The sequence below is a fragment of the Ralstonia sp. SA306 genome (assembly GCF_054792405.1).
On sequence record NZ_CP096452.1, the window covers coordinates 877085 to 889810 of the forward strand.

The 12726-nt window shown below is 64.9% G+C and carries 9 protein-coding genes; 3 read left to right on the forward strand and 6 right to left on the reverse strand.

Translation table 11 applies throughout. The annotated features are described in order from the left end of the window. Nucleotides 1-56: 56 nt before the first annotated feature. The 5 genes from uvrA to M1D44_RS20565 all read right to left on the reverse strand — a co-directional run bounded on the left by uvrA (nt 57) and on the right by M1D44_RS20565 (nt 9146). Nucleotides 57-5906 (reverse strand): excinuclease ABC subunit UvrA, encoded by a 5850-nt coding sequence (gene uvrA, locus M1D44_RS20545; RefSeq protein WP_316852299.1) that lies wholly within the window; start codon nt 5904-5906, stop codon nt 57-59. A gap of 243 nt (nt 5907-6149) precedes the next feature. After that, nucleotides 6150-7043, reverse strand: a complete 894-nt coding sequence (locus M1D44_RS20550; protein ID WP_024978952.1) for a class II glutamine amidotransferase — start codon at nt 7041-7043, stop codon at nt 6150-6152. Between the two features lie 77 nt (nt 7044-7120). Beyond that, entirely contained in the window at nt 7121-7354 is a 234-nt protein-coding gene (locus tag M1D44_RS20555; RefSeq protein ID WP_316852300.1) for a hypothetical protein, read from the reverse strand. A 244-nt stretch (nt 7355-7598) separates the two neighbouring features. Further along, complete coding sequence (locus tag M1D44_RS20560) at nt 7599-8054, reverse strand: universal stress protein (RefSeq protein ID WP_024978950.1); 456 nt, start codon at nt 8052-8054, stop codon at nt 7599-7601. 81 nt (nt 8055-8135) lie between these two features. Beyond that, a complete protein-coding gene (locus tag M1D44_RS20565; protein ID WP_316852301.1) occupies nt 8136-9146 on the reverse strand; it encodes a zinc-dependent alcohol dehydrogenase family protein in 1011 nt (336 codons plus the stop codon). A gap of 152 nt (nt 9147-9298) precedes the next feature. Between M1D44_RS20565 and M1D44_RS20570 the strand changes: the two genes are divergently transcribed. Further along, on the forward strand, nt 9299-10525 hold the full coding sequence (locus M1D44_RS20570; protein ID WP_024978948.1) for an MgtC/SapB family protein: 1227 nt from the start codon (nt 9299-9301) through the stop codon (nt 10523-10525). A 52-nt stretch (nt 10526-10577) separates the two neighbouring features. Here M1D44_RS20570 and M1D44_RS20575 read toward each other — a convergent pair whose 3' ends face one another. Then, nucleotides 10578-11045: a CBS domain-containing protein gene (locus M1D44_RS20575; protein WP_024978947.1), complete on the reverse strand. Its 468-nt coding sequence runs from the start codon at nt 11043-11045 to the stop codon at nt 10578-10580. A 285-nt stretch (nt 11046-11330) separates the two neighbouring features. Here M1D44_RS20575 and M1D44_RS20580 point away from each other — a divergent pair, with 285 nt between their 5' ends. Both M1D44_RS20580 and M1D44_RS20585 read left to right on the forward strand, forming a co-directional pair. Continuing rightward, entirely contained in the window at nt 11331-11831 is a 501-nt protein-coding gene (locus tag M1D44_RS20580) for a universal stress protein (RefSeq protein ID WP_024978946.1), read from the forward strand. A 40-nt stretch (nt 11832-11871) separates the two neighbouring features. Then, nucleotides 11872-12711, forward strand: coding sequence for a universal stress protein (locus tag M1D44_RS20585; RefSeq protein ID WP_024978945.1), 840 nt, complete (start codon nt 11872-11874; stop codon nt 12709-12711). The last annotated feature ends 15 nt before the right edge of the window (nt 12712-12726 follow it).

Sequence of the window (12726 nt, forward strand, 5' to 3'; positions counted from 1 at the left end):
CGAGCGGTGCACCGCGCTGACGGTCTCCATCTGCCCGGAGACCGTCGCGCGCCACGCTAGACCGTTTCGCCTTCCTTGCTTGGGTCGACCTGCTTGCCGCGCGCCAGCACCGGCACCAAAGCCGCGCCGGTATGGCTGGCCGCTACGCGCGTCAACGCCTCCGGCCCGCACGCCGCCACGATCGTGCCGCCCTCATCGCCGCCTTCGGGGCCGAGATCGAGGATCCAGTCCGCTTCGGCAATCACGTCGAGGTCGTGCTCGATCACGATCACGCTGTGGCCGCCATCTGCAAGGCGATGCAGCACCCGGATCAGCTTGGCCACGTCGGCCATGTGCAGGCCCACGGTCGGCTCGTCCAGCACGTACAGCGTGTGGGGTGCCTTCTGGCCACGGCGGGTCAGGTCATCGCGCACCTTGGACAACTCGGTGACGAGCTTGATGCGCTGCGCCTCGCCGCCGGACAGCGTGGGCGAAGGCTGGCCGAGCGTCAGGTAGCCGAGGCCGACGTCCTTCATCAGTTGCAGCGGATGGGCGATGCTGTTCATCGCGCCAAAGAACTCGACCGCTTCGTCGATTTCCATGGTGAGCACATCGCCGATGTTCTTGCCGCGCCAGGTGACGGCAAGCGTCTCGGCGTTGAAGCGTTGGCCGTGGCAGACGTCGCAGCCGACCTTCACGTCGGGCAGGAAGCTCATGGCGATGGTGCGTACGCCCTGGCCTTCGCAGGCGGGGCAACGGCCGTCGCCGGTGTTGAACGAGAAGCGCGAGGCGGTATAGCCGCGCGCACGGGCCTCCAGCGTATCGGCAAAGAGCTTGCGGATGGTGTCCCACACGCCGATGTAGGTGGCCGGGCAGGAGCGCGGCGTCTTGCCGATCGGGGTCTGGTCGACTTCGAGCACGCGGTCGATGGTTTCCCAGCCGGTGACGCTGTCGCAGCCGTGCCAGTCGTGTTTCACGTCGAGCTTGCGCGGCATCTTCGCCTCAGGCGTCTCGGCCTGTGCGGCCTTGCGCGCGCGGCGCGTGGCCGGCGAAGACAGCACCGAACGGCCGACCGCATCGAGCAGGTTCGTCATCAAAACATCGCGAGCCAGCGTCGATTTGCCGGAGCCCGATACGCCTGTAATGGCCACCAGGCGTGACAGCGGCATCGTCGCCGTCACGTTGCGCAGGTTGTGCAGCTTGGCGCCATGCACCGTCAGCCATTGCTCGGGCACCGCCTGCACGCCAGCACGCGGTGCGACCACCTGACGGCGCGGCTGCAGCGGATGCTCGATCGGCTGCGACAGGAACCGGCCGGTGAGCGAATCCGGCTGGGCTGCCAGGTCCGCCACGCCGCCTTGTGCAACCAGCGTGCCGCCGCGCTTGCCGGCGCCCGGGCCAATGTCGATGATGTGATCGGCCCGGCGGATGGTGTCTTCATCGTGCTCAACCACCACCAGCGTGTTGCCCTTGTCGCCCAGCTTGCGCAGCGCGTCGAGCAGGATCCGGTTGTCGCGCGGGTGCAGGCCGATGGTCGGCTCATCCAGCACGTAGCAGACGCCTTGCAGGTTGCTGCCGAGTTGCGCAGCCAGGCGGATACGCTGCGCTTCACCGCCCGACAGGCTCGGCGCGGCGCGGTCCAGGCTCAGGTAGCCCAGGCCGACCTCTTCCAGGAACGACAGGCGGCTGTGAATCTCGGCCACCACGTCGCGGGCGATGTCGGCATCGCGGCCTGTCAGGTCCAGGCCCTCGACCCAGCGGCGGGTCTGGCTGACCGTCCACTGCGCAATGTCGACGATGGGTTTGGCGGCAAAGGTGACAGCGCGCGCAGTCGGATTCAGGCGCGTGCCGTGGCAATCCGGGCAGGGCAGGTCGGTCATGCCGTCCGGATCGACCTCCTCCGACGGCAACGTCTGCTCGCGGCCGCGATCGTCACCGCCGAGCACGGTGTCATCAAACGCGGCACGCTGTTCGCGCGTGAGCGCCAATCCGGTACCGACGCAGCTCGTGCACCAGCCATGCTTGCTGTTGTACGAGAACATGCGCGGGTCCAGCTCGGGGTAGCTGGTGCCGCAGGTCGAGCACGCGCGCTTGGTCGAAAACACCTTCACATTGCCGACGTGCGCCGTGCCGCCGTTGCGCATGGCGTGTTGCAGGCCATCGAGCGGCGCGAGCACGTGCATGATGCCCTTGCCGTATTCCAGCGCCTGCTCCAGCAATGCACGCAGCGCGGCTTCGTTTTCCGGCGAGACAACGATGTCGCCCACGGGCAGTTCCAGCGTGTGCTCGCGGAAGCGATCCAGGCGTGGCCATGGGTCGACGCTCAGGAACTCGCCATCGACGCGCAGATGTGTATAGCCGCGCGCCTTGGCCCATTTGGCAAGGTCGGTATAGACGCCCTTGCGGTTCACGACCAACGGCGCGAGCAGGCCAATGTGCTGGCCGCGATGGTCGCGCATGAGCTGGGCAAAGATCGCCTCCGGGCTTTGCGCTGATACCGGCGTGCCGTCGTGGATGCAGTGCTGCACGCCCAGCTTCACATACAGCAGACGCAGGAAGTGCCACACCTCGGACGTTGTCGCCACCGTGCTCTTGCGGCCGCCACGCGACAAGCGCTGCTCAATGGCCACCGTGGGCGGAATGCCGTAGACCGCATCGACTTCCGGTCGCCCCGCCGGCTGCACGATGGAGCGTGCATAGGCGTTGAGCGATTCCAGATAGCGGCGCTGCCCCTCGTGGAACAGGATGTCGAACGCCAGTGTCGACTTGCCCGAGCCCGACACGCCCGTCACCACGTTGAACTTGCCGTGCGGAATATCGACGTTCAGGCCTTTCAGGTTGTGCTCGCGTGCGTGAACGATGCGCACCACGTTTTCGCCCTGGACTTCGGCCAAGGCGGCGCGTTTTGCGCGGCGTTCAGCCAACGCGGTCTGCAACGGCACACCTTCGGCTGCCTCCGGCTGGCCGATGCTGGCTTCGTACTGCTTGAGCGCCACACCGGTGTGCGATTCAGCGCAGCCCTTCACCTGCGCGGGCGTGCCGGCGCACACGAGCAGGCCGCCTGCGTCGCCGCCCTCGGGGCCGAGATCGATGATCCAGTCCGCCGCGCGGATCACGTCGAGGTTGTGCTCGATCACGATCAGCGAATGCCCCGCTTCGAGCAGCTTGCCGAAGGCACGCATCAGCTTGGCGATGTCGTCAAAGTGCAGGCCCGTGGTCGGTTCGTCGAACATGAACAGGCGGCCGGCATTGGCGGGCACATCCTGCTTGACGCGCTTGCGAGCCGCCGCCTGGGCGGCTTGCGCCGCTTCGGCCAGGAAGCCCGCCAACTTCAGGCGTTGTGCCTCGCCGCCGGAGAGCGTCGGCACCGGCTGGCCCAGCTTCACGTACTCCAGGCCCACGTCAACGATGGGTTGCAGCACGCGCAGCACGTCGGCGTCATCAGCGAACATGCTGGCGGCTTCGCTTACCGTCAGCTCCAGCACATCGGCCACCGATAGCGAGCGCCCCGCGCGCGGGATCTTCACTTCCAGGATTTCGGCGCGATAACGCGTGCCGTCGCAATCCGGGCAGCGCAGGTAGATGTCGGAGAGGAACTGCATCTCGACGTGCTCGAAACCCGAGCCGCCGCAGGTCGGGCAACGGCCGTCGCCCGAGTTGAAGCTGAACGTGCCGGCCGTGTAGCCGCGCTGCAGCGCCATCGGCGCCTTGGCGAACAGCTTGCGGATTTCATCGAACGCGCCCACGTAGCTGGCCGGGTTCGAGCGCGCGGTCTTGCCGATCGGGGATTGGTCGACGAACACCACGTCGCTGATCTGATCGGCGCCGCGCAGGGCGCGGAATGCGCCTGGCGATTCGGTAGCCTTGCCAAAGTGGCGTGCCAGCCCGGGGTGCAGGACGTCCTGGATCAACGTCGATTTGCCCGAGCCGGACACGCCGGTCACGCACACCAGGCGCTGCAGCGGAATCTCGACCGTGACATCGCGCAGGTTGTGTTCGGCCGCACCTTCCAGCACCAGACGCGGCGTGGCGTCGTTGACGGGGCGCGCTTGCCAATCCGTTGCGTCGGCCACGCGCCGCTGTCCGGACAGATAGGCGCCCGTGAGCGTATCGGCCTGGCGGATGGCCGCCGGCGTTCCGTCGAAGACGATGTTGCCGCCACGCTCGCCGGGGCCGGGCCCCATGTCGATCAGGCGGTCTGCAGCCAGCATCACGGACGGATCGTGCTCAACCACCACCAGCGTATTGCCCGCGTCGCGCAGGCGTTGCATGGCTTGGACAATGCGGTCCAGATCGCGCGGGTGCAGGCCGATGCTCGGTTCGTCCAGCACGAACAGCGTGTTGACGAGCGATGTGCCGAGCGCCGTCGTCAGGTTGATCCGCTGCACTTCGCCGCCAGAGAGCGTGCGGCTCTGGCGGTCGAGCGTCAGATAGCCGATGCCGACATCGCACAGATACGCCAGGCGCGTGCGAACTTCGTCGAGCAGCAGCTTGAGCGCGTCGTCGAGCAGCGTTGAGGGCAGCGTCAGTTCGTCAAAGAAGCGGCGGATGCGCTCAATGGGCAGCAGCATCAGGTCGTGCACGGTCAGGCCGGGCAGGGCTTCGAGCTGGGCGCGGCTCCAGGCTACGCCGCGCGGCATGAAGCGGTGTTCGGGTGCGAGCACGGCGTCGGCGTTTTCCTTGGTGCCCAGGCGCCACTGCATCGACTCGGTTTTCAGGCGCGCACCGCCGCAGGTTTCGCACGTCGTGTAGCTGCGGTACTTGGAGAGCAGCACGCGGATGTGCATCTTGTACGCCTTCGACTCCAGGTAGTCGAAGAAGCGGCGCACGCCGTACCACTGCTTGTTCCAGCCGCCACGTTTGAAGGCCGGGTCTCCATTGATGACCCAGTTGCGCTGGGCTTCGGTCATCTCTGCCCACGGCGTGCCGCGCGGGATGTCGGCTGCGGCCGCGTAGCGCATCAGATCGTCCTGGCACTCTTTCCACGCCGGCGTCTGCATCGGCTTGATGGCGCCGTCGCGCAGGGTCTTGCGCTCGTCGGGAATCACCAGCCCCAGATCGACGCCGATCACGCGGCCGAAACCACGGCAGGCATCGCACGCGCCGTAAGCGGAATTGAACGAGAAAAGGGCGGGTTGCGGGTCTGCGTAGCGCAGGTCGCTTTCCGGGCAGTGCAGGCCCGTGGAAAAGCGCCAGATGACGGGTTGCGACGCCTCGTCGGCCGGCAAGACATACACGCTCACGCGGCCGCCGCCACGCTTGAGCGACGACTCAATGGCCTCCAGCGCGCGGACACGCTCGGTGCCCTGCAGGCGGAAGCGGTCGGCCACCACGTCGAGCAGCTTGCGTTTGCCGGTGGAAGACTCGACCACGCGCTCGGCCTGCACGCGTGTATAGCCGCTGACCGACAGCCACTGCGTGACTTCTTCCGGGCTGGTATTGGCCGGCAGCTCCACGGGAAACGTCACCACCAGGCGCGGATCGCCCTCCCGCGTGCGCGAGAGCAGCTCGTCATAGATGGTTTCCGGCGTGTCGTGCCGCACCGGCAGCGCGGTGTCGCGGTCGAACAGTTGTGCGGCGCGGGCAAACAGCAGCTTCAGGTGATCGTTCAGCTCCGTCATCGTGCCGACCGTCGAGCGCGAGCTGCGCACCGGGTTGGTCTGGTCGATGGCGATGGCGGGCGGCACGCCTTCAACGTGCTCGACCTGCGGTCGGTCCATGCGGTCGAGGAACTGGCGCGCATAGGCGCTGAAGGTCTCGACGTAGCGGCGCTGGCCTTCGGCGTAGAGCGTGTCGAAAACGAGGCTGGATTTGCCGGACCCCGACGGGCCGGTCACGACGGTCATTTCGCCCGTGCGCAGGTCCAGATCGAGGTTTTTGAGATTGTGCTGACGGGCTCCGCGCAGGCGAATGACACCGGAGGACATGGAGGGCGTTCCTTGGAGCTTGGAGGTAAGGGGGAATGCCGGCGCGGATGAACCGATGGCAGCCGCGCCGGCAATCAGAATTCGAGCCGTAAACTGTAGCGGATTATGAAGATCCGGTTCGCCTACGAAACATGACGCGGACGCGAGCGTAACGCAGGGCTCCTGACAGCGTTTTGTCAGGAGGTTTCAGCGGAGGGGAAAAAAGGACGGGGTGATGCTGGTATCACCCCGGCGGGAGCGCGATCAGCCTGCCTCGCGTCCGTAAGTGGCTTGGTTGGCGGGCAGGTCAAAACCCGTGGGACCGGGCTTGCGCGGCACAAAACGGTGGTGTTCGACCACACCGCCCTTGACGATGACGACAGTCTCTTCGGGGATCTCCGCCCAAGCGCCGGGCAGGTCGACAAGCGGCTCTGACAGCACAAGAAATGCCCCGTCGCCTGCGTCTTCAATTGCGGCGCTGTCAGGATAGAGCTGGTGCAGGTGCTTGAAAGATGTGCTGTGAAAGAGGGAGCGTGATTCGCCCTCGCTGGAATAGCGCGCGGCCACAATCTGAACGCCGTCCGTTGCACAGACCGTCATGTTCAATGGGTATTCGACGCCGTGGCGGCGGCCGATGTCTTCGATCAACCCGACCATCTGTTCCAGGGCGCCGCGTGGGTCGCGGTCCAGCCCGAACGAGAGCGCCAGGAAAAACATGATCTCGGAATCGGTCGAACCCTCGATCCAGCGAAACAGCTCGGGCGCCACTTCCATCATCAGCGCGCGGCGGAGCAACGGATATTCGCGGATCAGCCCGTTGTGCGCAAAAAGCCACCGGCCGTAGCGGAACGGATGGCAGTTCGTCTCTTGGGCGGGCGTGTCCGTTGCCGCGCGCACGTGGGCAATGAACATCGAAGACCGGATGGCGCGAGCGGCTTCACGCAGGTTGGTGTCGTTCCACGCGGGGTGCAGGCAACGATATCGGAAGGGCACTTCTGAGTAGCGGCCGTACCACCCGATGCCGAAACCGTCGCCGTTGGTGGTCGTCTCGCCGCCGAGGCGGGAGCGCAGACTCTGGTCGATCAACGAGTGCCGCGGCCGGAACAGCACTGTCTCCATCTGAATGGGGTTGCCTGAATACGCCAGCCAGCGACACATGATGCATTGCCTATAGGGATGCCTTGAAAGGTGAGTCTATGCAATGCGTTTGCGAATGCACAAGAAAATCCCAACCCTCATCCAGCCATGGTCCGGGCGGTTTTGCGGCCTTGACAGATGCGTCCGCCCTCGTTTCTTTGGGCGGCGGCTTGCACGATATTCAGCTCGCGAACCCGCATGAGCGCAGCGCACTGGGCATCTGCGAGGGTGGTGCGGACTGGCAGGGACAGCGCCACCGGCATGTCGCAGAAGTGCTCGGTCGTGACCCAGACGTGCACGTTCAGCGCGGCAACACTGTCGTCAAAACGCATCACCATTGGCTCGCGTTCCGGCGCGGCTGCGTTTTGCACTGTCGCGGCTTGGTCCGGCGGGCGGAGGGCCGGTCCGGACGGGGAGGGGGGCAGAGAATTGAGTGCGCTTGAATGCACTAGCTGCCGCGCGACAGGCCCGGTTTCCAGAAAGACTTCGCCGCCCGTCCGGGGTTTCCAGGCGGGCGGCGTCAGGGTGTGCCCCTCTCGCAGGAGAGGATCGGTAGGCCGCGCTGCTCGCTGCCTCTTACTCGTCGACCTCGCTACGCACCATCAGTACCGGCTTGTTGGTCTTGCGCACCACGCCCTCGGCCACGCTGCCGAGCACCAGATGCTTGAGTCCACGCCGGCCATGCGTGCCGAGCACGATCAGGTCGGCTCCGGTCTCGTTGGCTTCCCCGACAATCGTTGCGGAAATTTGCCCCGGCGCAATGGAGTTTTCGAGCAATTTGGTCGAATGCTTGACGCCAGCCGCGTCCAGCTTCTTCGATACCTCGGCAAGCGTGTCACGGCCGTAGCCGACCACCTGGTTGGCGTAGGCAATCGAGTCAACTCCAACCATGTCGAAGGTGATGTCGCTGCTATCGGCAACGAATAGGGCCTCGACTTCCGCGCCCGTCGCCTTGCTGACCACAATAGCCTGGTGCAGCGCGAGATAGGACGCGTGGCTGCCGTCGATGGCGAGCAGGATTCGCTGATACATGGTGGTCTCCAAGGCGTTGCGCAGTAGGGCACCGCGTGTAATTCAGCGTAGACAGCGTGGCGCCTGGGCTGTTGATACGTGTCAAATGTTTTCCGAAGACACCTGCAGGACGGCTGCGCCGGCCACCCGCCCGGCGCGGAGGTCTTCCAAGGCGGTGTTGGCGTCTTGCAGCCGATAGGGCGTGACGTGAACCCGCAAGGGGACTTCCGCTGCGATGCGCATGAGCGCGAGCCCATCCGCCCGCGTCAGGTTTGCCACCGAGACCAGCTTGCGTTCTTCCCATAGCAACCGGTACGGAAACGCGGGGATGTCGCTCATGTGAATGCCACCGCAGACCACCGAGCCGCCCTTGACCACGGCCTGCAGCGCCTGCGGCACGAGCGCGCCGATGGGCGCGAAGATCAACGCGGCGTCGAGCGGCTCCGGTGCAGGGCCGTCGCTGGCACCGGCCCACTTGGCACCGGTGTCCAGCGCAAGTTGCTGAGCCGCAGTGTCGCCAGCCCGGGTGAAGGCAAAGACTTCGCGCTGCTCTGCCACGGCAATCTGCGTGATGAGGTGGGCCGCAGCACCAAAGCCGTAGATGCCGATCCGGCGCGCATCGCCAGCCATGCGCAGCGTGCGGTAGCCGATCAGGCCGGCACAGAGCAGGGGCGCCGCGTGGGCATCGTCGTACCGCGCCGGAATCGGCAGGCAGTATCGCGCGTCGCAGACGACGTATTGCGCATACCCGCCATCGCGCGTGTATCCGGTGAAGGCAGGGTGGTCGCACAGGTTTTCGCGCCCGTGCAGGCAGTACGGGCAGACGCCGCATGTCCAGCCGAGCCACGGCACGCCCACGCGCTCGCCTCGGGCGGGCGTCGTCACGCCCTCGCCGCACGACTCGACGATGCCTACGATTTCGTGACCGGGAATGAGGGATGGTTTCGGGGCGGTCAGTTCGCCGTCCACGATATGGAGGTCGGTACGACACACACCACACACCGACACGGCGATCCGCACCTCGCCCGGTCCAGGTGTGGGCCTGGGCACTTCACGCCAAATCAATGGCTTTCCGGCGCCTTCCATCACCATGGCCTGCATCGATTCAGACATCGCTGTCTCCGTCTGGCATGTCTGGTCAGTATGGATCAGCCCTGCGGAACTCCGCCCCGGCAGTCGACCATCGACTGCGCCAGATCAATCGGAAAGCGTTGCCACGCGCAATACTGAATGGGTGCAATGCAACGGCCATCCGGCTCCACTGAATGACTTCACTACTGTCCTTCTCGGTTGCCTTGGGCGTGGGCCTGGCGATCGGCCTTGAGCGCGAGCGTAGTCACACCGGCAGCGCAGAGCTGCCGGCAGGCATGCGAACCTTTGCGATTGGGTCGCTGGCAGGCGCCATTGCGGCAAGCCTGCCGGTGCCGTTTGCCTTGCCGATTGTGTTGCTGACGGTCGCGGTGTTGGCGGCGGTGGGTTATCACCATTCGGCCAATGTTGATCCTGGCGTGACGACGGAACTCGCACTGGTGGCGACCACGCTGTTAGGCGCCTATGCCGTGAGCGAGCCCGAAATGACGGCTGGCCTAGGTACGGTACTTCTGGTCCTGCTCTATGCCAAAGCGGGTTTGCATCGGTTTGCCCGCACGGTCATCACCCAGCGTGAACTCGCCGATCTGCTGATCCTCGCCGTCGCGGCATTGCTGATCTGGCCCGCGGTTCCCGACCGGAACATAGGGCCGCTGAACGCCTGGAACCCGCATACGCTGTGGCTGGTTGTGCTGCTTGTCATGCTGACCGGTAACACAGGCCATTTTGCGGCGCGATGGTTTGGAGAGCGCATCGGTTTGCCGCTGGCCGGCCTGTTCAGTGGGTTTGCATCGAGTGTGGCAACGATCACGGCGATGGCGTCGCGGGTCCGGAAGGACCATCGACCCATTGACGGTGCGGTTGCCGCAGCGCTGCTGTCCAACGTCGCCACGATGGTGCAGATGCTGCTGCTGATTGCCGCCATCAGCATCGACTTGCTGCGCGTGCTGGCGGCGCCGCTGGCGGTGGGCATGATAGCGACCGTGGCATGGTCTGCTCTATGGATATGGCGCGGCAGCGAGCCGCTTCAGGAGGCGCCGGAGAGTTCAGCGTCATCCATCAATTGGAGGGTCGCGATCGGTTTTGCGTTGTGGACGGCGGCCTTGCTGCTTGCCGCCGCCGCCGCTCGCACATGGTTCGGGACAGCAGCGGTGGTGGCTGTCACCGTGTTTGGCTCATTTGCCGATGTGCATGCCGCGACTGCATCCATTGCAACGCAGGTTGCTGGTCATACGCTGCAGATATCTACGGCAGGCACGCTGGTGATGCTCGCGCTGACGGCCAACACGTTCTCGAAGGTTGTCGTGGCCATCAGCGGTGGGCGTGCCTTTGCCAGCAGGGTCACCGCAGGTCTGCTGACCATGCTTTTGTCCTGCTGGGCGGTGTTCTGGTTTGTCGCCTAGTCAATTTTGGCTAATGCACATGCGGATCAGACCCGTCACCAGAGGGGAAGACTCAGAGAATCAAATCGGACGGCGCATGCTGGCGGGAGCCGGTCGCGTTCTCGCGACCGAGAATGCCGGCCAGCAAGGTCCATTCGCCGCCCATCGCGCGGATGGTGTCGTCCAGGCTGAGCATGCCGACCAGCCGTTGCTGGCGATCGACCACGGCCAGACGGTGCAGGCCGTGGCTCAGCATCGAGCGCAAGGCTTCACTGATCACGGCGTCATTGTGGATGGTCAGAAGACCGCGCGTCATGACTTCCGAGACGGCGGTCTGGGTGCAATCACTGCGGCTGGCAATGCCGTGCACCACCATGTCGCGGTCTGTCACGATGCCCACCACCCGCGAACCGCCAGCGGTGTGTTCCGTGACAAGCAACGCCCGGGCGCTTTCGTCCCGCATCAACCGGGCAGCTTGTTGCAGCGTTGCCGTTGCCTGAACGTGGACGATGCGGTGGGAACAAATCTCGTCGACCCTCATGCTGAACTCCGATGCGCGTACGTTTTCACTATAAGAACGGGAAGGTGTCGGAGGTTGATCCCGCACAAGGTGCCGTGAGCTTTCCGTGACTGCAGCAGGAGGCAGTCGATAGCGAACGAGTCTATCGAGCGTTGGACGCAAGCTCTTGAGGCAGATCAAGTGGCATGGCCGGCGCATCCGGTGAGCCAAACGCTGATGTAAATCAAGGGGTGATCCGCTTGGTGGTCCAACATGGAATCCAGCAACCCCGTTTGGGGCGGACGACGGATTCGACGGAGGCAGATCATGTACGACAGGATTCTGGTGGCGGTGGATGGCAGCCCTACGGGAGATCGCGCGCTGGACGAGGCAATCCAGCTTGCGCAAAAACTCGGCTCTGAGCTGGTCATCGCCCACGTGATCGACAACTCGTATCTGATGTACGACGTTGGCTATATCGATGTCGGCGCCTTTACCGAGGCATTGGTCAAACAAGGCAATCAAATCGTTGCCGACGCGCGGGCCAAGGCCGAAAAGGCAGGTGTGCACGTCCACAGCGTGGTGGTGGACGACCCCATCGGAACCTTCGATATCGGCACTGCCCTTGAACAGGCGGCCCACAACGTGGGTGCGCAAGCCCTGGTGCTGGGCACGCACGGGCGTCGCGGCTTCCAGCGTTTGCTTCTGGGCAGCGTGGCCGAGAGCGTTGTACGCCGGAGCACGCTGCCGGTGCTGCTCGTCCGCGCGTTGCCCACGGAAACACCGCACGCGGCGACCGAACCGCTAAGCAATGCCGTCATTGCCTAGCCGGGTAGCTCGTCCTCTGACACAACATCGGGATCTGACCATGAGCTATGCCAGTGTGATGGTGCATCTGGATCGCAGCGAACGCGCCATGCACCGCCTCAACCTTGCGGCCCAGTACGCGCAGGCGCACGGCGCCAAACTCGTCGGCATCTATGCGAGCTTTGCGCCAAGCCTCAGCTGGTTCTACATGATGGAGAACGCTGCGCGCTATCTGGAGGAAGACCGCATCCGGCGCGACGGCATCCGCGATACCGTACAAGCGCGCTTTCGCCAGGCGACAGAGCGCCTTGGGGTGGAAACGGAGTGGCGTGCCGTGGAAGGCGACCCCGTGGCACTCGTGCTGCGCGAAGCGCGGGAGACCGATCTTCTCGTCGTCGGACAACGGAACCACGATGACCCGGATGAATTTATCGCCGGCGACTTTGTGGAAACCCTGATCCTGGAGTCGGGCCGCCCGGTGCTGGTTGTGCCGTACGCGGGCAACTTCACGGCATTGCCGCAGCGCGTTCTGGTGGCCTGGAGCGGCGGTCGCGAATCGGCCCGTGCGCTGCACGACGCCATGCCAATGATGACGGGCGCAAATGTGCACGTGCTGCAGATCACGAGCACGCAGCCGAAGCACTGGGCCGAAGAAACCACGGTGGGTCAGGTGGCGCGTGCGTTGAACGCGCGCGGCATTCACACAACGGTGGAAGAGACCGACTGTGCAGATTCCGACACCGCCGTAGGTGAGTTGCTGCTCTCGCGAGCGGCCGATTTCAATGCCGATCTGATCGTGATGGGAGCCTACGGGCACAGCCGCCTGCGCGAACTCGTGCTGGGCGGGGTGACACGCACCCTGCTGAAGACGATGACCGTGCCGGTGCTGATGTCGCACTGAGCTTCGACCTCAATT